The organism is Tardiphaga sp. GW822-FHT04G09 (assembly GCF_058800725.1).
On sequence record NZ_JBXAMO010000006.1, the window covers coordinates 90,701 to 114,157 of the forward strand.

The 23,457-nt window shown below is 62.0% G+C and carries 22 protein-coding genes; 10 read left to right on the top strand and 12 right to left on the bottom strand.

All coding sequences use genetic code 11. The annotated features are described in order from the left end of the window. Positions 1–31: 31 nt before the first annotated feature. Positions 32–1,147 carry a DSD1 family PLP-dependent enzyme gene (locus AC1RLZ_RS13280; protein WP_493189005.1) on the bottom strand — a complete coding sequence of 372 codons (1,116 nt, stop codon included), beginning with the start codon at positions 1,145–1,147 and terminating at the stop codon, positions 32–34. Continuing rightward, positions 1,147–2,613, bottom strand: coding sequence for a dihydropyrimidinase (gene hydA, locus AC1RLZ_RS13285; RefSeq protein WP_493189006.1), 1,467 nt, complete (start codon positions 2,611–2,613; stop codon positions 1,147–1,149). The genes AC1RLZ_RS13280 and hydA overlap by 1 nt, the downstream gene beginning before the upstream one ends. An 87-nt stretch (positions 2,614–2,700) precedes the next feature. On the opposite strand from hydA, the gene AC1RLZ_RS13290 reads away from it, so the two are divergent. Continuing rightward, the gene (locus AC1RLZ_RS13290) at positions 2,701–3,360 is read left to right on the top strand and encodes an aspartate/glutamate racemase family protein (protein WP_493189007.1); all 660 of its coding nucleotides are present in this window, start codon (positions 2,701–2,703) and stop codon (positions 3,358–3,360) included. A 248-nt stretch (positions 3,361–3,608) separates the two neighbouring features. Here the strand turns inward: AC1RLZ_RS13290 and AC1RLZ_RS13295 are convergent, their stop codons facing one another. Further along, positions 3,609–4,538 carry an N-carbamoyl-D-amino-acid hydrolase gene (locus tag AC1RLZ_RS13295; RefSeq protein WP_493189008.1) on the bottom strand — a complete coding sequence of 310 codons (930 nt, stop codon included), beginning with the start codon at positions 4,536–4,538 and terminating at the stop codon, positions 3,609–3,611. Between the two features lie 311 nt (positions 4,539–4,849). Between AC1RLZ_RS13295 and AC1RLZ_RS13300 the strand changes: the two genes are divergently transcribed. From AC1RLZ_RS13300 to AC1RLZ_RS13315, 4 genes are read left to right on the top strand one after another with little or no spacing between them, the layout of a single operon-like run. Next, positions 4,850–6,463, top strand: coding sequence for an ABC transporter substrate-binding protein (locus AC1RLZ_RS13300; protein WP_493189009.1), 1,614 nt, complete (start codon positions 4,850–4,852; stop codon positions 6,461–6,463). Between the two features lie 24 nt (positions 6,464–6,487). After that, positions 6,488–7,465, top strand: coding sequence for an ABC transporter permease (locus tag AC1RLZ_RS13305; protein WP_371424744.1), 978 nt, complete (start codon positions 6,488–6,490; stop codon positions 7,463–7,465). A 4-nt stretch (positions 7,466–7,469) separates the two neighbouring features. Continuing rightward, complete coding sequence (locus AC1RLZ_RS13310) at positions 7,470–8,300, top strand: ABC transporter permease (protein WP_493189136.1); 831 nt, start codon at positions 7,470–7,472, stop codon at positions 8,298–8,300. Next, the gene (locus AC1RLZ_RS13315) at positions 8,297–9,931 is read left to right on the top strand and encodes an ABC transporter ATP-binding protein (protein ID WP_493189010.1); all 1,635 of its coding nucleotides are present in this window, start codon (positions 8,297–8,299) and stop codon (positions 9,929–9,931) included. The genes AC1RLZ_RS13310 and AC1RLZ_RS13315 overlap by 4 nt, the downstream gene beginning before the upstream one ends. 135 nt (positions 9,932–10,066) lie before the next feature. On the opposite strand, the gene AC1RLZ_RS13320 is transcribed toward AC1RLZ_RS13315, so the two are convergent. After that, entirely contained in the window at positions 10,067–11,371 is a 1,305-nt protein-coding gene (locus AC1RLZ_RS13320) for an NAD(P)/FAD-dependent oxidoreductase (protein WP_493189011.1), read from the bottom strand. A gap of 123 nt (positions 11,372–11,494) precedes the next feature. Here AC1RLZ_RS13320 and AC1RLZ_RS13325 point away from each other — a divergent pair, with 123 nt between their 5' ends. After that, positions 11,495–12,352, top strand: a complete 858-nt coding sequence (locus AC1RLZ_RS13325; protein ID WP_493189012.1) for a VOC family protein — start codon at positions 11,495–11,497, stop codon at positions 12,350–12,352. Positions 12,353–12,422: 70 nt separating this feature from the next. Here AC1RLZ_RS13325 and AC1RLZ_RS13330 read toward each other — a convergent pair whose 3' ends face one another. The 5 genes from AC1RLZ_RS13330 to AC1RLZ_RS13350 form a co-directional block, all read right to left on the bottom strand. Next, complete coding sequence (locus AC1RLZ_RS13330) at positions 12,423–13,805, bottom strand: M20 family metallopeptidase (RefSeq protein WP_493189013.1); 1,383 nt, start codon at positions 13,803–13,805, stop codon at positions 12,423–12,425. 1 nt (position 13,806) lies between these two features. After that, positions 13,807–15,150 carry an aspartate aminotransferase family protein gene (locus tag AC1RLZ_RS13335; RefSeq protein ID WP_493189014.1) on the bottom strand — a complete coding sequence of 448 codons (1,344 nt, stop codon included), beginning with the start codon at positions 15,148–15,150 and terminating at the stop codon, positions 13,807–13,809. A gap of 41 nt (positions 15,151–15,191) precedes the next feature. Continuing rightward, entirely contained in the window at positions 15,192–16,256 is a 1,065-nt protein-coding gene (locus AC1RLZ_RS13340) for a phosphotransferase (protein ID WP_493189015.1), read from the bottom strand. Positions 16,257–16,452: 196 nt separating this feature from the next. Beyond that, positions 16,453–16,692, bottom strand: a complete 240-nt coding sequence (locus AC1RLZ_RS13345; RefSeq protein ID WP_371424752.1) for a DUF6719 family protein — start codon at positions 16,690–16,692, stop codon at positions 16,453–16,455. A 307-nt stretch (positions 16,693–16,999) separates the two neighbouring features. Continuing rightward, positions 17,000–17,335: a hypothetical protein gene (locus AC1RLZ_RS13350; protein WP_371424753.1), complete on the bottom strand. Its 336-nt coding sequence runs from the start codon at positions 17,333–17,335 to the stop codon at positions 17,000–17,002. 170 nt (positions 17,336–17,505) lie between these two features. On the opposite strand from AC1RLZ_RS13350, the gene AC1RLZ_RS13355 reads away from it, so the two are divergent. Beyond that, positions 17,506–17,961, top strand: coding sequence for a hypothetical protein (locus AC1RLZ_RS13355; protein WP_371424754.1), 456 nt, complete (start codon positions 17,506–17,508; stop codon positions 17,959–17,961). A 40-nt stretch (positions 17,962–18,001) separates the two neighbouring features. Here AC1RLZ_RS13355 and AC1RLZ_RS13360 read toward each other — a convergent pair whose 3' ends face one another. From AC1RLZ_RS13360 to AC1RLZ_RS13370, 3 genes are all read right to left on the bottom strand, one after another. Continuing rightward, complete coding sequence (locus tag AC1RLZ_RS13360; RefSeq protein ID WP_493189016.1) at positions 18,002–19,321, bottom strand: UDP-glucose dehydrogenase family protein; 1,320 nt, start codon at positions 19,319–19,321, stop codon at positions 18,002–18,004. Positions 19,322–19,392: 71 nt separating this feature from the next. Then, positions 19,393–20,184 carry an FkbM family methyltransferase gene (locus AC1RLZ_RS13365; protein WP_493189017.1) on the bottom strand — a complete coding sequence of 264 codons (792 nt, stop codon included), beginning with the start codon at positions 20,182–20,184 and terminating at the stop codon, positions 19,393–19,395. 127 nt (positions 20,185–20,311) lie between these two features. Further along, positions 20,312–21,079, bottom strand: coding sequence for a sugar transferase (locus tag AC1RLZ_RS13370; protein ID WP_493189018.1), 768 nt, complete (start codon positions 21,077–21,079; stop codon positions 20,312–20,314). Between the two features lie 376 nt (positions 21,080–21,455). Between AC1RLZ_RS13370 and AC1RLZ_RS13375 the strand changes: the two genes are divergently transcribed. The 3 genes from AC1RLZ_RS13375 (at position 21,456) to AC1RLZ_RS13385 (ending at position 23,358) form a co-directional block, all read left to right on the top strand. Next, positions 21,456–21,803, top strand: coding sequence for a hypothetical protein (locus AC1RLZ_RS13375; protein ID WP_493189019.1), 348 nt, complete (start codon positions 21,456–21,458; stop codon positions 21,801–21,803). A 94-nt stretch (positions 21,804–21,897) separates the two neighbouring features. Further along, on the top strand, positions 21,898–22,626 hold the full coding sequence (locus tag AC1RLZ_RS13380) for a metallophosphoesterase family protein (protein ID WP_493189020.1): 729 nt from the start codon (positions 21,898–21,900) through the stop codon (positions 22,624–22,626). Between the two features lie 30 nt (positions 22,627–22,656). Next, positions 22,657–23,358: a polysaccharide biosynthesis/export family protein gene (locus AC1RLZ_RS13385; protein ID WP_493189021.1), complete on the top strand. Its 702-nt coding sequence runs from the start codon at positions 22,657–22,659 to the stop codon at positions 23,356–23,358. Positions 23,359–23,457: the final 99 nt, after the last annotated feature.

Consider the following 23,457-nt stretch of genomic DNA (forward strand, 5'->3'; position numbering starts at 1 on the left):
CCGAACGCGAACCCGGAATGACAGCCCGGGGCTACGCCCCATACCGCGCCAGCACCGGCCAGCTCTCGATACCGTTATTGTGCCCGACCACCTGATAGCTCGCATGCAGGTTCACCGTCGGATCGCAATGCGTGGTCAGCAGCAGCACGCGGCTGCCGAGTTTCGGCGCCTCCGCACCCGGCGGCACGGTGATCATGCCGTGCTCATCGCCGCCGAAGCGATAGGTCGAACCTTCCGGCACGCCTAACATCAGCGACGGCACCGGCCCGTTGAAGGCCATCGCCTTGACGCCGGCATCGACGGTGAATTCGCCGGCACGATTGACCGATGTCACCGTGGCGAGAATGAACAGGCTTGGATCGTAAGGCAGCGCACCGCCCTCGTGCTCCAGCCTGCCGTAATCAGAATCCATGAACACGTAGGAACCGACCTGCAGTTCCGTAAAGGTGCCCGTGGTATCATAGGCGCAGGCGCCCGTGCCGCTGCCGGTGACGATCGCCGCCTTGATGCCGGCTTCCGCCAGTACATGCAGATGCTCGTCGAGCATGGCGCGCACGCGCGCGGCGCCTGCCCTGCGCTCCTGCGAGTCGATCATGTGCTGCACATGCCCCGCAAAGCCCTGAATGCCGCCGAATGTCATGCCCGGCGTGGCCTCGATCAATTGCGCCAGAGCCAGCGTCGCGGCCGTATCCACCACGCCGGTGCGGCGCTGGCCGACATCGATATCGATCAAGACCTGCAGCGGACGGCTGTCCGTATCGAGCAAGTCATGCAGCACATGGATCTGGTCGGCGTGATCGACCACAATGCTGATGTCGGTGTCATCGGCAATGGCCGCGAGGCGTGCGAGCTTCGGCCGATCGGCAACAGGCGTCGTCAGCAGCAAGCCGGGAATGCCGGCCTTCGCGAAGGCCTCCATCTCGGCCACCGTGGCGCAGGAAATTCCGACAGCGCCGGCTTCGATCTGCATCTGCGCGATGCGTGTCGACTTGTGCGTCTTGGCATGCGGGCGCAATGCGATGCCGTTCGATTTGGCAAATTCTGCCATCCCCTGGATGTTGCGTTGAAGCGCAGACGCATCCAGCACCAGAGCAGGCGTCTGAATATCTGCGAAGGCCGGCAGATTGGGATCGAGCGTGTTTGTCATCACAGCAGCTTCGCGCCAAAATTCTTCGCCGGGTCCATCTCGGCAGCAAGCCTGCCCGATGGCGCGGCCGCCTTGCCGCCTTCGCGCAGCATCAGGCGTCCCTCGCCCGGCTTGCTGGCGAAGATGTCGCCATCGACAAGGACACGGCCACGCAGCAGCACCTTCTCGGGCCAGCCGGTGACGGTGCGGCCGGAGAACGGCGAGAAGCCGGCGAGATCGTGCATCATCTCATCTGATAGCATCACCTTGCGCGCGGGATCCCAGATCGCGATGTCGGCATCGTTGCCGATGGCGATGGAGCCCTTCTTCGGCAGGTTGTAGATCTGCGCCGGCGCGGTCGATGTCAGCTCGACGAATTTGGACAGGCCGAGGCGACCTTTCGACACCATGGCATCGAACAGCAGCGGCAGGCGCACTTCGAGGCCAGGCAAACCGTTGGCGACCTGCTTGAATGTCGGGTTCGGGCCGGCGCGCAGCTTGCCGGTCTCGTCATAGCGATAGGGCGCGTGATCCGACGAGATCAGTTGCAGATCGCCGAGGGCCAGCGCGTGCCACAGCGCTTCCTGATCGTCGGTCGTGCGCGCCGGCGGGCTGCACATCCACTTCGCGCCTTCGGCGCCGGGCTTGTCCATGTCCCCGGCGGTGAGGAACAGATATTGCGGGCAGGTCTCGGCGAAGATCTTGACGCCGCGGCCGCGCGCCTCGCGAATCACGGCGGCGCCTTCGCGGGTCGAGACGTGGAAGATCATCACCGGCTGGTCGAGCAATTCGCTGAACGCGATCAGCCGCGTGAAGGCCTCGGATTCCGAGACGCGCGCATGGCTGACGGCGTGATATTTCGGCGCGGTGTAGCCCTTGTCGATCAGCCGCTTCACCATCCACGCAATGACGCCGTGGTTTTCCGCGTGAACGCAGACCAGTGCTTTGGCCTCGCGCGCGGCCGCGAGGATATCCAGCAGCTTCTCGTCATCGACCTTGAGCCGGTCATAGGTCATGAAGATCTTGATCGAGGAATGGCCCTGCTTCACCAGCGCCGGAATATCCTCGGCGATCACCTTGTCGGTGACGTCCGACACGATGATGTGGAAGGCGTAGTCGATCATCGCGCCCTTCTTCGCCAGCGCCGTGTAATCGCTGACGACCTCCTGCACATCCATGCCGACATGCTGGGCGGCAAAGGAGATCACGCTGGTGGTGCCGCCGAAGGCCGCGGACCGCGTCGCGCTCTCGAAGGTGTCGGCATTCATGATGCCCGCGGCGGAGAGCTGCTCGATATGGGCATGGGCATCGACACCGCCGGGCAGAACCAGCTTGCCTGTTGCATCGATCTCTTTCTTGCCGGCTGCGAGCCCGCTGCCCAGGGCCACGATGGTTTCACCGGCAATACCGACATCGGCGGCAAACACGTCGCTCGATGTGGCGACGGTGCCACCGCGGATCACGAGATCGTAGACGGGATCGGACAAGGGCAGAACTCCGGATATTCGAACATTTTACAGGCTTTGACGCCCAACACTTTCCGGCAATACTGCTGTCCTGACAAGGAGCCTGACATGCAGCCTCGCAAGAAGATTCTGGTGGTCAATCCGAACAGCAATCCGCAGGTGACGCGCAATCTCGCGGAGGCGTTGCAACCGGTCATGTTCGATGCCGGGCCCGAGATCGAATGCGTCACGCTGGCGGAAGGACCATTGGGCGTACAGACGCAGGCCGATCTGGAAAGTGCCGTCATGCCGTTGCGCCGGCTGGTCGCCGCGGACAATTCGGCCGATGCCTTCGTCATCGCCTGCTATTCCGATCCCGGCCTGCATGTCTGCCGCGAGGCAACGCAACGCCCGGTGTTCGGCATCGCCGAATCCGGCGTGCTGACCGCGTTGTCACGTGGCGACCGTTTCGGCGTCATCGCCGTGGCGCAGGGCTCGATCGGCCGCCACATGCGTTATCTCCGCCAGATGTGCCTGATGGATCGCCTCGCGGGCGAGCGTCCGCTCAACATGACCGTGGCGGAAGCGGCTTCCGGCGACGACACGCTGGCGCGCATGATCAAGGTCGGCCGCCAGTTGAAGGACGAAGACGGCGCCAATGCCGTTGTCATGGGCTGCGCCGGCATGTCGCGCCATCGCAGCGCGCTCGAGGATGCGCTGGGCATTCCGGTGATCGATCCGACACAGGCCGCAGTGAGCATGGCCATCGGCACGGTGATGTTTCAGTAGGTTTGAGCTCCGGCAGTGAGCTCCCTCTCCCCGCTCTTGCGCGGGGAGAGGGGTGGGGTGAGGGGCGAGGCACGAATCTCGACTGAAACTCGGCAGCAATGCACCGCTCAGTGAGCGACACGAGAATCCGACACGAACGCGACTGCGGTGAACCGCCCCTCACCCGCCGCGAAGACGCGGCGACCTCTCCCCGCACAGATGCGGGGAGAGGTTAGGTCAGCGCCTCTCGTCGATTTAAGAGCGTCGTTTCACTCCGGCGGCAACACCACACCGGTCTGCGAGGTAATGCGGCCGTAATGCTCGATGCGCCGATGGCGCTTGAAGTCGAAGATGGTGTCCTTGCCGAACTTTGTGTCGTCGAGATCGACGGTGCACACCAGAAGTTCGTCGCCTTCGGTCCTGGCCTCGGCGAGGATGATGCCATTGGGATCGACGATCAGCGAGCCGCCGATCAGGGGATGACCGTCTTCATCGCCGGCCTTGGCGACAGCGACCACGAAAGTCGAATTCTGATAGGCGCCGGCCTGCACCGACAGGCGATTGTGGAACAGGCGCTGCTCCGGACCCTCGTCCGACTTCTGCGAATTCACCGACGGCGTGTTGTAGCCGAGCACGATCATCTCGACGCCCTGCAGGCCCATCACGCGGTAGGATTCCGGCCAGCGGCGGTCGTTGCAGACCATCATGCCAAAGATGCCGCCCAGCGCGCGGAACACGGGAAAGCCGAGATCGCCCGGCTCGAAATAGCGCTTCTCCAGATGCTGAAAGGCACGCTCGGTATCGAATTCCACATGGCCGGGCAGATGCACCTTGCGATATTTGCCGACGATCTTGCCGGTCTTGTCGGTGAGGATCTGGGTGTTGAAGTGATGGCCGTCCGGCGTCAGTTCGGCGTAGCCGATGGACAGCGCGATATTGGCTTTGGCGGCAGCATCGAACAGCGGCTGCGTCGCGGCGTTCGGCATCTCCGACTCGAACCAGGTGTCGACTTCCTTCTGGTCGGTCATGTACCAGCGCGGGAAGAAAGTCGTCAGCGCCAACTCCGGATAGACGATCAGATCGGCGCCCTTCCCCCTCGCTTCGTCCAGCAGCACCAGCATGCGCTCGACCACGGCCTCGCGGCTTTCGGCTTTCTGGATCGGGCCCAATTGGGCGGCGGCGACGGTCAGCTTGCGCATGGGATCATCCGGATTCGAGTGGTCAAGACATCTGCGAGAAATGCATCAAGGCTTGTATCAGGTCCCGGCCCTCGCTTCGAGCCGAATGGGCAGGCGTTAGAAGCCCCGATAAACCGGGAATTTGCTTAGCCGGATAGCTTGCCTGCCTAACAATCGGGCGCAGCATTCATGCCAGGGAACACCTTGGTTCTGCAAGAATTCTCCCTCCCCCGGAGGATTAGAGAATGACTCCCTCCGGCCTTGTGCCGTAGGTTGCGCGGGCTATGCGCCGGTTCCGTCTGCGCAGGCACGACGCAGGAGACTTCGACACCATGACCCGCCTGGAAATGACGCGCCGCACGGCGCTGCTGACCTCCGCCGCCATTGCCGCCAATGTCGCGAACCCGCTGCGCGCCTTCGCGCAGGAAACGCCCAAGAAGGGCGGCGTGTTCAATGTCCATTACGGTGCAGAGCAGCGTCAGCTCAACCCCAGCATTCAGGCCTCGACCGGCGTCTACATCATCGGCGGCAAGATCCAGGAAGCGCTGGTCGATCTCGACGCCAATGGCCAGCCGGTCGGCGTACTCGCGGAGAGCTGGGAATCCACCCCGGACGGCAAGACCATCACCTTCAAGCTGCGCAAGGGCGTGACCTGGCACGACGGCAAGCCGTTCACGTCGGCCGACGTCGAATTCACTGCCATGAACATGTGGAAGAAGATCCTGAATTACGGATCGACCCTGCAGCTGTTCCTCACCGCGGTGGAAACCCCGGACGCGCAGACCGCGATCTTCAAATATGAGCGGCCGATGCCGCTCGGCCTGCTGCTGCGCGCCCTGCCGGACCTCGGCTATATTTCGGCCAAGCACCTCTATGAGGGCAGCAGCGACATCCGGCAGAACCCGGTCAATCTCGCCCCCGTGGGCACTGGCCCGTTCAAGTTCAACAAATACGAGCGCGGCCAGTACATCATCGCCGACCGCAACGAGAATTACTGGCGCCCCAACGCGCCCTATCTCGACCGCGTCGTCTGGAAGGTCGTCACCGACCGCGCCGCGGCCGCCGCACAGATGGAAGCCGGCGACATCCAGTACAGCCCGTTCACCGGCCTGACGATTTCCGACACCGCACGGCTCTCCAAGGACAAGCGCTTCATCGTCTCCACCAAGGGCAATGAAGGCAACGCACGCACCAACACCATCGAGTTCAATTTCCGCCGCAAGGAGCTGGCGGATATCCGCGTCCGCCGCGCCATCGCCCATGCGATCAATGTGCCGTTCTTCATCGAGAACTTCCTCGGCGATTTCGCCAAGCTCGGCACCGGTCCGATCCCCTCGGTCTCCACCGACTTCTATCCGGGCCCGGACACGCCGCAATATCCCTACGACAAGAAGAAGGCGATCGCGCTGCTCGACGAGGCCGGCTTCAAGGCAGGCGCCGGCGGCACCCGCTTCTCGCTGCGCCTGCTGCCCGCGCCCTGGGGCGAGGACATCTCGCTGTGGGCGACTTTCATCCAGCAGTCGCTGGGCGAAGTCGGCATTCCCGTCGAGATCGTCCGCAACGATGGCGGCGGCTTCCTGAAGCAGGTCTATGACGACCACGCCTTCGACCTCTCAACCGGCTGGCATCAGTATCGCAACGACCCCGCCGTCTCGACCACGGTCTGGTATCGCTCGGGCCAGCCGAAGGGTGCACCCTGGACCAACCAGTGGGACTGGAAGAACGACGCCATTGACAAGGTGATCGACGACGCCGCCACCGAAATCGATCCCGTGAAGCGCAAGGCGCTCTATGCGACCTTCGTCAAGGAAGCCAATACCGAACTGCCGGTATGGATGCCGATCGAGCAGATCTTCGTCACGGTGATCACGGCCAAGGCGCGTAACCATTCCAACACGCCGCGCTGGGGATCGTCGAGCTGGCACGATCTTTGGCTTTCCGCCTGAGCCAAACTTCGCCACAATAGCCAGATGCGCATCCTGAGCCTTGCGGGGCGGCGTCTCGCCGCCTCGATCCCCACTTTGTTCCTGATCCTGATCGGCGTGTTCCTGCTGCTGCAATTCGCACCGGGAGACACGGTCGACGCCATGATGGCGCAGATGGGCGGCGGCGATGCCGCAACCGCGCGCGAGCTGCGCAAGTTCTACGGGCTCGACCTTTCGATTCCCATGCAGCTTGGCAACTATCTGTGGCGGCTGATCCGCCTCGATCTCGGCTTCTCCTCGATCTATGGCAAGCCGGTCGCCACCGTGATCATCGAACGCCTGCCGCCGACGATCCTGCTGATGACCGCGTCGCTCTCCTTCGCGTTTTTCTTCGGCCTGCTGTTCGGCGTCATTGCCGCACGCGGCGTCAACAAATGGCCGGACACGCTGATCTCCACCCTCGGCCTGGTGTTCTACGCCACACCGTCATTCTGGTTCGGGTTGATGGCCATCGTGGTGTTCTCGATCTATCTGCAATGGCTGCCGGCCGGCGGCTTCGAGGATATCGGCGCCGTGCAGACCGGATTTGGCCGCACCATCGACATCGCGCAGCATCTGATCCTGCCGACCTTGACCCTGGGGCTGATCTTTCTCGCCATTTATCTCCGCATCATGCGCGCCTCGATGCTGGAAGTGCTCAATCTCGATTTCGTCCGCACCGCACGCGCCAAGGGCCTCGACGAGACCCGCGTGGTGGTCCGCCATGTGCTGCGCAATGCCCTGCTGCCGATGGTGACGCTGATCGGTCTGCAGGCCGGCACCATGCTCGGCGGCTCCGTCGTCGTGGAGAGCGTGTTCTCTCTGCCCGGTCTCGGGCGTCTCGCCTATGAGTCCGTCGTGCAGCGCGATCTCAACACGCTGCTCGGCATCGTCTTCGTCTCGGCGCTTCTCGTGATCCTCGTCAACTTCCTCGTCGACCTGCTCTATGCCCGGCTCGATCCGCGCATTCAGGCGGAGGCGTGAGATGATGGACGCGATCAAACGCTATTTCCGCAGCCCGGCCGCCGTGGTCGGCCTGCTGCTGTTGCTGATAGTCATCGCGATGGCCATCACCGCGAGCTGGATCTATCCGCGCGATCCGCTGGCGCTGGCCGGCCGGCCGCTGATCTGGCCGTTCTCCAATCCGCGTTTTCTGCTCGGCACCGACAATTCCGGCCGCGACATCGCCGCGCAGATTTTCTACGGCGCGCGCATCTCGCTGCTGATCGGCGGCGTCGCAACTGTGATCGCCGTGGTCATCGGCGTGCTGATCGGCGCCTTTGCCGGCTATTATGGCGGCTGGGTCGACACGGTCTTGATGCGCATCACCGAAGCGTTCCAGACCCTGCCGAATTTCGTGCTGCTCCTGGTGCTGGTCGCCGTATTCGGCTCGACGCTCACCACCGTCACCATCGCCGTCGGCATCGTCTCATGGCCCGCGCCGGCGCGATTGACGCGGGCGGAATTCATGTCGCTGCGCAGCCGTGAATTCGTCCAGGCCGGACGCACGCTGGGGATGAAGGACATTCAGCTCATTCTGGGCGAGATCCTGCCCAATGCCCTGCCGCCGGTGATCGTCTATGCCAGCGTGGTGATGGCCGTGTCGATCCTGCTGGAAAGCGCGCTCGCCTTCCTGCGCCTGTCCGATCCCAATGTCGCATCATGGGGCAATCTCATCGGCCTTGGCCGCGATGTGCTGCGCGTGCAGTGGTATGTCTCCGCAATCCCCGGCATCGCCATCCTGCTCACGGTGCTGGCGGTGTCGCTGGTCGGCCAGGGCCTCAATGATGCGCTCAATCCGAGACTGAAAAGCCGATGAGCGCCGCGGACAACACGATCCTCACCATTGAAGGCCTGAGCGTGAAGCTACCGAAAGGCGCCGACCGCTCGCATGCACTGAACGGCGTCTCGCTCGCCATCAACGCCAACGAGATCGTCTGCGTGGTCGGCGAATCCGGCTCCGGCAAGTCTGTCATGGCCAACGCCATCATGCGACTGCTGCCCGGCGAAGTCGCGATCGATGGCGGCCGCGTGCTGTTCGAGGGCAAGGATCTCGCCAGCGCCAGCAATGCCGAGATGCGCAAGGTGCGCGGCGCCGGGATCGCGATGATCTTCCAGGAGCCGATGACGGCGCTCAATCCGCTGCGCACCATCGGCGACCAGATCGGCGAGATGTTCGAGATCCATACCGAACTCTCGAAGGCCGAGATCAAGGCGCGCGTGCTGGCGCTGCTTGCCGACGTGCACATTCCCGATCCCGCACAGGCGGCGCGCGCCTATCCGCACGAACTTTCCGGCGGCCAGCGCCAGCGCGCGATGATCGCCATGGCGCTGGCACTCGATCCGCGCCTCCTGATCGCGGATGAGCCGACTACCGCGCTCGACGTCACCACGCAGGCGCAAATCCTCAAGCTGATCAAGGAACTGCAGACCCGCCGGAATACGGCAGTGCTGTTCATCACCCACGATTTCGGCGTGGTTGCCGAGATCGCCGACCGCGTCGTGGTGATGCAGCACGGCAATGTCGTCGAGCAAGGCGCCGTGAAGGATGTGCTGACCGATCCGCAGCATCCCTATACGCAGCAACTGATCGCCGCCGTGCCGCCGCTGACGGCGCCGCCGCCGCGAGCGCTTTCAGAGGATATCATCCTCGATCTCGCCGATGTCTCGAAGACCTATCGCAATGGCGGCTTCCTCGGCCGCGGCGTGCGCGTGACCCATGCGGTGAAGTCCGTGTCGCTGCAACTGCCGCGTGGCGCGACGCTGGGCATTGTCGGCGAGTCAGGTTCGGGCAAATCGACGCTGGCGCGCTGCATCATCAGGCTGATCGATCCCGATGGCGGCGCGATCGTGCTGGAAGGCAAGGACTGGGCGAAGCTCACACGCGACGAGGTGCGCCACGAGACCAAGCATATCCAGATGGTGTTTCAGGATCCGTTCGCTTCGCTCAATCCGCGCCGCAAGGCCGGCGATCTCGTGGCACAGGGGCCGATCGTGCACGGCACACCACGCGCCGAAGCCGTGGCGAATGCGAAAGAACTGTTCAGGCTGGTCGGTCTCGATCCCTCGGCCATCGATCGCTTCCCGCATGAATTCTCCGGCGGCCAGCGCCAGCGTATCGGCCTTGCACGTGCGCTCGCGCTGAAGCCGGCTGTGCTGGTGGCGGATGAAGCCGTGTCCGCGCTCGACGTCTCCGTGCAGGCGCAGGTGCTGACAATGCTGCACGAGCTGCGCGAGCGACTCGGCCTCTCCATCGTCTTCATCACGCACGATCTGCGCGTTGCCGCGCAGATCTGCGATCTTGTCGCTGTCATGAAGGACGGCGAAGTGGTCGAGCACGGATTGGCCGGCGAGGTCTTCGGCAATCCGCAGCATGCCTATACGCAGGCCCTGCTGGCCTCGATCCCCGGCGGCGATTTCGCGCGCAGCCGGAAGCCGGTGACGGTGTAGCTCCATCCCTCATGGTGAGGAGCGCGCACTTGCGCGCGTCTCGAACCATGAGATGGCTAGGTTCCGAGCTCGCGCCCATCCTTCGAGACGCCGCTGCGCGGCTCCTCAGGATGAGGGCTGAGTGTGTGGCGTCCGCTACGCCATCTCCTTCGCATCGCGACGCCGATAGACCAGCAGCATGAAGGGCGCGAGCAGGCGCATCAGCCCGTGTGCCGCGATCGGCACCGGCTCGGAGAAAGGCAGCGCCAGCTCGCTCTCCGGCACGCCGCGCACCACCTTCGAGAATTCATCGCCGAGCGCCACCGACAACGCGACGCCGCGGCCGTTGCAGCCGGTCCAGCCATAGGCATTCTGCCCAAGCTTGTGCATGCGCGGCAGGAAATCCGTGGTCATACCGACATAGCCGTTCCAGACATAGTCGAACTGGACATCGCCGATAACAGGCCACAGCCGCTTCAACCGCTCGGCCACCATCACCTTCAACCGCTCCGTCTTGTCGCCGAGCCCGACCACATTGCCGCCGGTGACCAGACGATTGCGCGCATCGTAGCGCGCGAAATAGAGCTCGCCATGGGTATCGGACATCGACTGCCGGCCGGGGATGATGGTCTTGCGCGCCTCGTCCGACAACGGTTGCGTCGCCATCTGCCAGGACAGCACCGGCATCACCTCACTGGCGATAACCGGGGAGAGTTGCCTGGAAAATTCGCCGGTATAGGCATTGGTGGCGACGACCAGGCTGCGCGCGCGAACCTCGCCGTTCTTCGTCTTGACGATCCAGCGATCGCCCTTGCGCTCGTAACTCTCCACCGGCGAGCGCGCATAGATGCGGCCGCCCTGCTCCAGCACCACGCGTGCGAGCCCCCGGGCCAGCGCCAGCGGATTGATGTGGCCGCCGGTCCTGTTCCAGAAGCCGCCGAACCATGCGTCAGAGCCAAGCAGCGTGCGCATCTGCTCGCGCGAGAGCAGCTCCACCGGCGCGCCATGCTTCGACCATTGGCGCACGCGCCGTTCGGCGATCTTGATGCGGCCGGGCGAATGCACCGGCTGAATCCAGCCGTTCTGCTCAGCCTCGGCCTGAATCTGATAGCGGCGCGTCAGATCGAACAGGATCGAGGCGCTGTCGCGGATCAGCCCGACGAGACGCTCGCCGGCGGCGCCATAGCGCTTGATAATGTCTTCAGGATCGGGCCGCGACAGCGTCGGGATCACCTGGCCGTTATTGCGCCCCGAGGCGCCCCAGCCCGGCTCCACCGCCTCGATGACCGCAACGTCGACACCGGCTTCGCGCAGATGCAACGCCGTCGAGAGCCCCGTGAAACCGCCGCCGATGACGACCACATCGGCCTCGACCGGGCCTGTCAGCTCGGGCAAGTCCGGCCCCGGAGGCGTGACGCCGGCCCACAGCGACTTCGGCCAGGGCACATTTGCGGTATCCATCGTCACGCCTTTCTGCAGCATCAATCATGCGTTGCGCCGCGCAACCGGACATAACCGTTCTCTTGCGGCACCCCTGCATTCTGCATAGTTTACGCGCCTGATCCATTGCAAGGTAATGAGCACGTGACGCTGAAAAACATCGTTGGAATCGACCACGCCGTGGTCGTCGTGAAAGACCTCGACGCGGCCGCCGCGAACTGGAAGAGCCTCGGCTTCACCGTCTCGCCGCGCGGCACCCACAGCGCCAAGATGGGCTCGGGCAATTACACCATGATGCTCGGCCCGGACTATGTGGAGCTGCTCGGCGTGCTCAACGAGACCGAGCACAATGCGCCGACGCGGGCGTTTCTCGCCAAGCGCGGCGACGGCATCGAACGCATCGCCTTCACCACCACCGACGCCACCGTCGGCGCCGAGGAAATCCGCGCGCGCGGCTATACGCCGATCGGTCCGACCGATTTCGAACGCCCGGTGACAATGCCGGACGGCACGCAGAGCGCAGCGAAATTCGCCACCTATCAGTGGCCCTATGAGGAAGCCCCGGGCGGCCTGCGCATCTTCGCCTGCCAGCACAAGACCCGCGAGACGGTGTGGATTCCCGAACTGCAGGTCCATGCCAATACGGCGAAGCGCCTGAAGAAGGTGTTCATCGTCACGCCTGAGCCGGAGAAGGACGCGCAGCACATGGCGAAGCTGATCGACGGCGCTCCACGCACCGAAGCCGATGGGGCCGTGACCGTGCCGTCAGGCGGCGACCGCGCGGACTTCGTGTTCGTCACGAAGGACGTGCTCGCCAAGCACTTCCCCGGCACATCGCTGGCCGGCATTCCGGACCGCGGCGGCATTGCACTGGTATTCGGCGTTGCTGATGTTGCAGCGGCCGAGAAGGTGATCGGTTCAGCCGGCAGCCGCAGCGATGTCGGCGTCGTCGTGCCGCCGAGCAAGGGCAACGGCGTGCTGCTGGCATTTGTGCAGGATTGAGATCAACTGTCATTCCGGGGCGCGAGCGCCACTTGGCGATCGCGAACCCGGAATGACGAGTGAAAAAACGCTACGCCCGCACAGGCGCCTCACCCAGATCCCAGAACAACCCCGCCATGATGTTCAACGCTTCTACCGTCACCGGCAGAAGAATGTGTTCATCGGGCGCATGCTGCGAGCAGCCCGGATAGGAATGCGGCACCCACACGGTGGGCAAGCCCAGAATATCCGTGAACACATCGTTCGGCAGCGAGCCGCCGAAATTCGGCAGCAGCGCCGGCGCCTTCCCCGTCGTCTTGCGCACGGACTCCACCGCCCAGCCGACCCATGGATTATCGATATCGGTGCGTGACGCCGAGAAATACTGTGACTGGCTCACCTTGATATCGCCGAAGCCGTTGGCCGCGAGATGCTTCTCGATCGCCGGCACGACGTTTTCGATATCGGTGCCCACGACAAAGCGTAGCTGCAGCACCGCGCTTGCCTTGCCCGGAATGGCATTGGCGGGATTGTTGATATTACCGGCATTGATGGCCAGCACTTCCAGCGTATTCCACGCATAGAGCCGCTCGGCTGGCGACAGACCGTCTTCGCCCCAGTTCTCCGAGATCGAAGGTTCATCGGCGGTCGGCGCGACGATCACATCGGCCAGCGCCGCGCGGATCGCATTGGAGACCCGCGGCGGCTTCAGCGCATCGAGCAGGATACGACCGTTCTTGTCGACCAGCGTCGCGATGGCCGACGCCAGGATCGTCGCGGGATTGGCCAGCAGGCCGCCCCAGTTGCCGGAGTGATGCGCGCCCTCGCGCAGTTCAATATCGAGATGAATGCGGCGACCACCGCGGCAGCCGAGAAAGATCGTCGGGCGCTCGGCGGAAAGACGCGGGCCATCGGAGGCGAGGAACAGGTCGGCCTTCAGCTCGTCGCGATGCGCATCGCAGATTGTCGGAAGATCGGGCGAGCCGATCTCTTCACCCATCTCGATAATGAATTTTGCATTGAAGCCCAGCTTGCCGCCGCGCGCCTCATGCACCGCGCGGAGAGCCGCGATGTTGATCGCATGCTGGCCCTTGTTGTCCGCGGTGCCGCGGCCATAGACGCGCTCGCCAACCGTCGTGCAGCGCCATGGATCGAGACCATCCCGCCACTCGCCTTCCATACCGCCGACCACGTCGCCATGGCCATACATCAGCACGGTCGGCAGATCCGCGCTCTCGCGATAGTCGGCGAGCAGACACGGTCCCTTGCCGCTCGGTGAACGGACCAGCTTGGTCGTGAAGCCGAGCGCCGTGAAGGCCGGCGTCAATTCCTGTTCGAGATAGGCGCGCAGCTCATCGCCGCGCTTGTCGCTCTGGCTTTCGGTCTTGTAGCCCACCATGCGGTCGAGCATCCCGAGAAACTCGCCGGAGGTGAACTGCGCGTTGACCCGCGCGATGGCATCGATCCGCGACATCTCAGAGCGTCGCCATCACGGCTTCCGCCTCGGTGAGGAGACGGTCCGCATGGGCTTCGGTGAACACCAGCGGCGGGCGAACCTTCAGTACATTGGCATGAGGACCAGTCGCCGAAATCAGCACCCGACGCGCGCGGAGACCATTGACCACGGCCGATGCAGCCGCAGCATCCGGTTCCCTGGTGCTGCGATCCTTCACGAGTTCAACGCCGATATAGAGGCCGGAGCCGCGGACGTCACCGATCTGCTCGTATTTCTTCGCCAGCGCATGGAAGCCGTCGCGCAGGACCTTGCCGGTGCGGAGCGAGTTCTCGACCAGCTTCTCGTCGCGAATGACGTTCAGCACCGCCTGCGCGGCCGCCATCGCCACGGTATTGCCGCCGAACGTATTGAAGTAGCGGTTGTCGCGACCGAATTTCTCGACGATCTCCGGCAGCATCACAGCAGCCGCGACGGGATAGCCGTTGCCCATCGGCTTGCCCATGGTGATGATATCCGGCGTGATGCCGTGGCGCTGATAGCCCCACAGTTTTTCGCCGCTGCGGCCGAAGCCGGATTGCACTTCGTCGGCGATGAACACGCCGCCGGCCTTGTGCACGACATCAAGCACCGGCTTCAGCACGTCCGTCGGATGCGAGAAGATGCCGTCGGACGAGAACATCGAATCCGCGATGAAGGCGGCGACACCAACGCCGCGGCGCTGCAGGTCAACGATCTGCTCGGACACTTTCTCGGCCATCCACGCACCGATCTTTTCCGGCGCGATGCGATAGGAATCCGGCGCGGGCACGCGGCGCACATAGGTGCCGAGCGGCGAATAGGGCCCGAGCGATGGCGAGAAGCCGGCGGTCAGCTCCGAATTGCCGTGATAGGCCTCCTCGGTGATGATGATGCCCTGATTGCCGGTGTGATGCTTGGCCATGCGGACGGCGAGATCATTGGCTTCCGAACCGGTGCAGGTGAACATCACATGCCGCTTCGGCCCGTCGAACGTGCCGAGCAGGTCCTCGGCGTAATCGAGAATGCCCTTCTGGATGTAACGCGTATGGGTGCAGATGGTCTGCGCCTGCTGGGTGATCGCATCGACCACGCGCGGATGGCAATGGCCGACCGACACCACGTTGTTATAGGCATCGAGATATTCGTTGCCCTCGGAGTCATAGAGCAGCACGCCTTTGGCGCGCGCGACCTCGACCGGGTTGCTGTAGAACAACCGGTAAGCTGGGCCGAGCAGATCGCTGCGGCGCGCGACGAGCTTGCGGCTCTCTTCGGTGAGGCCGGTGGCCGTCGCGGGGTCGAAGCCGTTGACCATCTTGCCGCGCTGGGCGCTGGTGGTGGCGGTCATGTTCTTGTTTCCTCTGGAAGCAGGGTCGGATGTGGCGGAAATTATCTGGCGAAGCTCATCAGTTGATCGGAGATCTCGTCCATCGAGCGGGCGATGAACCAGTCCATCTGGACCCAGGTCTGCTCGTTGTTGCGCAGGACATAGGCGGCGACGGACGGCACGCGATTGGCCATCGCGGTGGACAGCAGCAGGCGCGTCGCCAGCCGGGAGAAGATCAGATGCGGAATGAGGCTGAGCTCTTCCGCCGTCAGATCGGCGATGGAGAGATAACCTTTGAGGAGATCGCGGCCATCGGCAAAGACATCGCCATCCATTGCAACGGGCAACTGGTTGAGCATCGCCGTCGACGCGTCGATGGCAATTGCAGTGCGGACGGTATCGCCGAAATCGATGATGCCGCTGACGAAACCCGGCAGCGCGGCATCGACGACGACATTGGAGCGCGTGAAATCGTTATGCAGTACCTGCTTGCGACATTTTTGAAGCCGGCCTTCGATGGCGGCAAAGCGCTCCAGCGCCACCTCGACCTTGCGACGCTGCGCCGCATCAGTGATTTCCGCGAGCAGATCGCGCAGCGTGAGCAGATTCTTCACGTCCCATGCGACGACCCGGGAATCCGACGGATGGCTGAAATCCGCCAGCGCGAGGCGAAGCCGCGCCAGCAATTTGCCGATCTCGGCACGACCGGATGCCGTGGACGGCACCTCGCTCAGAGGCTGGCCTTCGAGATAGGACATCATCCGCGCCTGACGGCGCTGGCCGGCGCGATCGAGATAGCTGAAATGCCGCTCGCCCTTGTCGTTGGGGATGATGCGCGGCACCGGAAGGTCGGGCGCGCGCGCCGCGACGTGATCGAGCACCTGCACCTGCAGATCAATCTCGGGAATGTCCTCGACGGGATTCGCAACCTTCAGGATAAAACGCGGCCCGCTGGCAGGCGCGATCCGGAACGTATCGTCCTTCTCGGTAGCGAAGCGCGTGGGGCGCCCCTCGATGCCAAAACGTTCGCGGGCGAGGTCGACAGCCTCATCGTCCGCCATGTTCGTATACGATGCCGCGAGTCCGCCCTGCATTGCAATCGGACGCGCGGGAGTCTCAAATGTCACCGGAATTGATCCATCTCGATTCGGAACCCGGTACAGCGCGACCGGTATGCCCGACCATAGCAATGCTGTTCCCGCTTGTCAGTGCGTCCGAGCGGATGGGGGCATTTTCGATGAATTAAGCCCGCATTTTCTGCCTGAGCTGCCTATTTGGGCATGGATGCCACGAAGCCCTGGGGATCGATTGATCGCGCGGTTGCTATTTGCCTCTGACGGCACCGGGGCCGCGAACGTCGCTGATCGGCACGCAGCTCTTCTTGCGACGCTGATTGTTCGGTGCGCCCTGCACCTTCAGCACCTTGCCGGCAGAGCACGACCCGTTGTCGACGAACACGGTCGCATACGGGTCCATCATCAAAGGTTCGAAGGACAGAAATTTCTGGGCGAAGCACGGCTGAGCAACGGCCGATAGCAACAGGCCGAGAAGAAGAACACGCACAATAGTTATCTCACATAGATGACAAGACTGCCGATCACCACCAGGGCCGCGATAGCAAGGATATGGGCGCATGCGATCGAAACCGCCTCTATGGCGGAACCGGCCTTCTCCCTGAACCCCGACTCTTTGAATCGGAGCATAGGCATGCGAGACGCCACTTGCGCCTTGAAACGAGGTTCAGTCAATGAGCAGTCCCCAAAAGCCGACGCAAGATGTGTCCCACTTTGCCGGCAAGCAAAGACTTGCGGTCAAATGAGGCGACAGTGAGTCAGGGCAACAACCGACAATGATCGCCGGGACTCGCCGACTAGTTGGATTCCATAATCCATGCCCTGCCCGCTTGCGCGACGGATGGCGAAACGTCGCGGCCGCAAAACTCCGCAGCGCGCTCGAACTGCTCCTGAATTTCCGATGTTACCACACCATTGGCGGCATCGAGTTCCCGCAGCGAGATCGTCGATGTGAAGGTTCCGGCAAAACAGTTGCAGAACTTTCTGGAATCGTTCGAAGGCCTGTTCGGCCGCTTGCGAAAGTGGTTCGAACAGCTTGTTTCCAGATTGTTCGCCATCTGATCGATTTCGTTCGCATAGGTCGGCGATGCGATGACGGCGGCAAGCGCCAATGCAAGTGCAGTTTGTCTCATGGTGCAATCATAACCCCGGTCCTCTGCCAACGCATCGTCACTCTCGCGTCATCCTCAGGTTCCACGCGAGAAAGCCCCTCACGCGCCTGTGTTCGCTATTCCGACATTCTGGGTTGAATTGTCGCAATTGTGACGGTTGAACGAATGAGCCGCATTGGCCATGTTCGCGAATGCAACGGATACCGAAACTGATTGCGATTCTGGCGATTTGCGGTCTGAGCGCCGCATTGTTCGCTTATTCGATTGGTTCACTGGTCATCGACGATCTCGGCATTTCCAGCAGACATGTCAGATCGATAGCGCTACACTGTGCAGGACTGATTGCGCTGTTTCTTGCGCTCGAATTCCTGAGCACCATCTGGACCACGCCGTTGCAGGATAGCGGCATGCCCCATAGGGAATCCTTCATGCACAAGATCACCAAAGCCGACATCGTATTCTCCGTCGGCCGCGGCCTCGTCATGGCTGCAGCCGTCATAGGCGCCACGTATTTTCTCGGAAGCTGGTATCTCGGCGGAAACGACTTCGAATCGCTCTATCAAACCGAGACATATAGCGATGCATCCACGACGCCGCGCGTCGAGCACGCGACCGCGCCGGCCACTGCCGAAGAAGCGACGCAGTAAAGATCCTGCGCGCTCTCCCGCCTCCGCGTGGGATCGCGGATCAGTAGGCCACTGCTTGTGGCCGGCCGACGCCGCTGTAGAGAAATCCGTTCCGCGTCACTTCATCCGGCGAATAGATGTTGCGGAGATCGATGATCACCGGACAGGCCATGATCGCCGCCATCTCCTTGAGATCCAGCGCGCGGAATTGCTCCCATTCGGTAACGATGACCATGGCGTGGCAACCGCGCGCGCATTCATAGGGCCCCTCGCAAAAGGTGACGTTTTCAAACACCTTCTTCGCCTGCTCCATGCCCACGGGATCATAGACCCGCACCTCTGCGCCCATATCCTGCAATGCCGTGATCAGCGGAATCGACGGCGCGTCGCGCATGTCGTCGGTATTGGGCTTGAAGGTCACGCCGAGAATGGCGATGGACTTGCCCCGCAGATTACCGCCAAAGGCATGAGCCACCTTGCGCGCCATCGCGCGCTTGCGCTGGTCATTAACGGCCACAACCGTCTCGACGATGCGCAACGGCGCTTCGTAATCCTGGCCGGTCTTGATCAATGCCAGCGTGTCCTTCGGAAAACACGAGCCGCCATAGCCCGGCCCGGCATGCAGGAACTTCAGGCCGATCCGGTTGTCGAGGCCGATACCCCGCGCGACTTCCTGCACATTGGCACCCACCTTCTCGGCGAGATCGGCTATCTCGTTGATGAAGGCCACCTTGGTCGCAAGGAACGAGTTGGCGGCGTATTTGGTCAGCTCGGCCGTGCGGCGATCCGTATACATGATCGGCGATGAATTGAGATGCAGCGGCCGGTAGACTTCCGCCATCACGTCCTTGGCGCGCTGGTCGGCGGAACCGATGACGATGCGATCGGGATGTTTGAAGTCTCTGATAGCAGCGCCTTCGCGCAGGAATTCGGGGTTCGAGACCACGGCGAATTCGGCATCCGGGTTCTCCTCGCGGATGATGCGCTCAACCTCGTCGCCGGAACCGACCGGCACCGTCGACTTGTTGACCACGACGGTGAACTTCTTGATGGCCTTCGCGATCTCGCGCGCCGCTGCATAGACATAGGAGAGGTCCGCATGGCCGTCACCGCGCCGCGAGGGCGTGCCGACGGCGATGAACACCACCTCGGCCGCACCGACAGCGGATTCGACGTCGGTAACGAATTTCAACCGTCCCTGCTTGGCATTGCTCGCCACCAGCGCATCGAGACCCGGCTCATGGATCGGGATCTCGCCACTGTTCAGCGCATCGATCTTTCCCTGATCCGTATCGACGCATGTGACGTGATGGCCGAAGTCCGAAAAGCACGCCCCCGACACGAGCCCCACATAGCCCGCGCCAATCATGGCAATTCGCATTGCATGTCCTGTCTTGTAAACAGTCCGCGGTCAGAACGACCCGGACATCCCCCGAGAATTCCGCATGCGCCTCAGCTGTTGAGGATCAACTCGCCGTCGAGATGCTGCGGAAAGAAAAAGAAGTTGTTGACGTAGGCTTGCCCGGGTTTGCGGCCACCATTGGGCAGCAGCGCATCGGCGTCCTGCATTTCCCCGGCATCGAAATGATCGATGGAGACCACCGCGTCGTCCTGGAGGAAGAAACCGCGATAGGATTTGTCGCGAAAGAAATCGAACACCGAGCGCGTCGCCTCGGCACGGTGGCGATCCTCCGCCTCGACCAGGAACACGGGCTGACACCGGTCGATCAGCCCGACGGCGCCCTGCAGGACGTTCAACTCGTGCCCCTCGACGTCCACCTTCACGAAGGACACATCTTCACGCACGACACCATCGAGACGCGCCAAAGGAACATACGTCGCGACCAGTTGCTTCACCGACGGCTCATATTGCTGCTCGAGCGAGGCCCGTCCGTAAACGAGCCCGTCCTCGCCTTGCGGCGTGTAAAGCTCGGCATCGCCTTCATGATCCGAGAGCGCCACTTCATGAATGCGGACATTGGACGCCGAGGTCCGCCGCAACAGGTCGGCCATCTCGTGCGACGGCTCGAACGCATGGACCTGACCGGACAGCCGCGCCAGTTGCTGGGTATAGAGACCGCAATTGGCGCCGACATCGACCGTGACAGCGCCCTGCGGCACGATCTTGTCGAGATAGGCAAGTTCCCGCTCCGCCGATTTGGGACGCTTCATGAAGCGCCAGCGCAGATACATCGAGGGGAAAGCGTCTTTCAGGAGCTGCTTGGTCCGTTGCGTCGCAGTCATGGCTGTCACCCTTCGTTCGAGGCTCGTTTCAAGGCAAAAAAATCCAGGCGTCCGGCGATGCTCCGCCAGCGCAATGTCTGCAATGTGTGATGTGGGCGCCGCGCTCTCGCTCAGACGATCGTCGGCATCAGAAGCCACTGCCGGAGAGGAATTCGCGCCGAACAGTCTGCACGATGATCATGATGTCCATGCGCATCGACCATTTTTCGATATAATCGAGGTCGTAATCGATGCGCGAGATCGCCCGTGGCGCCTCGACGGTGCTGCCGCGGCAGCCGCTCACCTGGGCCAGACCGGTGATGCCGGGCCGTGCACTGTGACGCGTAAAGTAATACGGCACGAGATCTTCATAGAGCACGTTGGCGGCCAGCATGCCCGGCACATGGGGCCGCGGCCCAACCAGGGACATATCGCCCTTGAGTACGTTGATGAGCTGCGGAATCTCGTCGAGGCTGGTCTTGCGCAGCAGCTTGCCGATCCGCGTCACCCGGGCGTCGCCTTCGACGGTCTGCTGAATGCCGCGCTTGTCGCCGGCATCGGTGCGCATCGAGCGGAACTTGTAGATCTTGAAGAACCGGTTGCGGTAGCCGTAGCGATACTGAGTGAAAAACACCGGACCCGGGGAGGTCGCCTTGATGATGATTGCGATGGTGATCAGCAGCGGCGCCAGGAACAGCAGGGCCGAGCCCGCGGCAGCCATGTCGAACAATCGCTTGGCAATCGACTCCGATGGCTCGCACCGCGCCACCTGGCCGGTCCGGCGGCGGCGATAGGCACTGTTGCGATAGGACCCATGCCCGGCAAACTCGACCGGCCGCACGGAAATGAACTGCCGCTCCTTCCAGAGCGGCGTCACCTTGTTGCGATCAAAACCAACTGAAACTGTAGAGGCCATGCTCTCGCTCCCTGCTGGAACTTGGTGCGCGATAATCGGATAGAAACATGCCCATGTGGCAGGCATGCGAACTCAGAGCCCTTCCCGTCGACAAACATTCGCAATTGCGAAACCATGTTCATCGACCAGCAAGAACCTTCATCACTGAAGATTTCTTAACTGTGCGAACGAATTGGGGCGGCAAAACGGTATTGGCGTGCAACGTTACGCAGTCGCAATATTGATATAATTGTGCGACGCGCAAAATTCTTTGTGCACGGAAGCGGTTAGATCGTTTTGCGCATCTATTGCGCTGCATCTCATTCACGGCAGCCATGCAAAATAATTGAACTACCGAGATCGCTGAATTGCATCGCGTCGTTGCGAGATCGGGTGCATGATCTCTGCAATTAACAAATCGCCACCAAGCGGCAATCGATTCGAGCTTGATTTTTCATTCGACACTAAAGCGCGTCCATTATGTTGCGCACTGAGAATGCTCACTCCGCCAGATATTGCCGGCATCGCCATGGTCGCTCGACGAACACCTCAGATGAATAGAGGGGACATCTCATTTCCCCCGCGGGTGATCGGCGCGGATACGGCGGCGACGTCCAGCCCTGTGGATAGCGCTACCCGCGAGGTGCGTAACGCATCTGGCCGCAGACTGCGAAATAGACTTCTTCTGATCAACGCGGCCGTCTGGGTCGCTGTGATCGTCGCCTGTCGCATGATTTTCTTCTGAGCTCCTGACGATCCTCAAAGCTTTATGAGTCTCAAGGCATTACGCAACCGATTGAAATTGACCGCGACGGTTCCCTGATCGTAGTTTGCACACAATGCCGCGCTCCCTCTCCAGGTCAGGTTCGAACAAGGCGGCCCTGCCGCCCGATACGCGCATCTATGCTATCGGCGACATTCACGGACGCGCCGACCTGCTGCAGGAAACCATCGCGCGTATCGATGAGGACATTCAACGTCGCCCGATCGCCTATGCGGCAGAGGTCTATATCGGCGATTACATCGATCGTGGCGCGGATTCAAAAGGTGTGATCGATTTGCTGGCAGTCCGCATGGTTCATAACCATGCAATCTGCCTGCGCGGCAATCACGAAGCTATCCTGGAAGACTTTCTGGCAGATGCCAGCGTGCTCGATTACTGGCGCCAGCTCGGCGGCCTCCAGACCCTTGCATCCTATGGCGTTTCTCCATCACGGACCGCGACCGCGAGCGACGTACAGCAAGCCTTCCACGCCGTGTTCCCGCCGGCACATGACGCTTTCTTGCGCTGTTTGCGGAACAATATCAGATGCGGCGACTTTCTCTTCGTTCACGCGGGCATACGCCCGAACGTCCCGCTATCATCGCAAGATCCTCACGATCTGATGTGGATTCGAAATGAGTTTCTCGATTCAAAGAACGATCATGGCGTCTATGTGGTGCACGGACACACCCCGGTTCCCCATCCTGATATCAGAGACAACCGTGTGAATATCGACACGGGGGCGTGGCACAGCGGAACTCTCACTTGCATCGCCATCGAAGGCACCGAGATTCTGGTTCTGTAAAAACACACTAGTACGCAATCAGCGCACTCTGTGAGCACACCACATTCTTTCGCCGCTTTTTGTCGGACACTCTCGCGCGCGAATGTCATCCGTTCAATTGTCATCGAATTGATGCAGATGATCACAGTGATGTTGTGTTGGGGGTCTAACATGTTGCGAACGAACCGATGCGCCGGCATCTTGATAGTGCCGGTGCTTTCACTCCTGCTTGCTGCAGTCGTTCCGTCGATCGCGCTCGCGCAAGACCAACGGATTTCTGCAGCCTCGCCGTCAGGCACCTATCTTCTTGGACCGACTGACAGGATCCGTCTGAAGGTCTATGGCGAGGCTGATATCACCGGCGAATACGAAGTCGACAGCAACGGATTCGTATCGATTCCACTTGCGGGCCACGTGAAGGCCGCTGGGCTGACCACACGGCAACTGGAAAAGGGCATCGCGTCCGCACTAGCCAAGGGAATCGTGCGAGACCCACGCGTGAATGTGGAAATCGCGCTGTATCGCCCCTTCTATATCCTCGGCGAGGTGAAGAAGAGCGGTGAATATCCTTATCGTACGGGTCTCACAGTGATGGACGCGGTCGCGACCGCAGGTGGATTCACCTATCGCGCCAATGAGAACAAAGTGTATTTGCGTCGATCGGGCTCAACCGTCGAAGAAATCCATGCTCTCGATTCACCCGTGCTGATATTTCCCGGCGACAATGTTCGTGTCCCGGAACGATACTTCTGAGCTCATCATTTTTGATTTTGTCTGATGTGTAGTGACAACGCGCGCCTTCATGTCGCGCGTCGCCATAGTCTCGACTTTTTGCGATGCGTATTCTTGTGC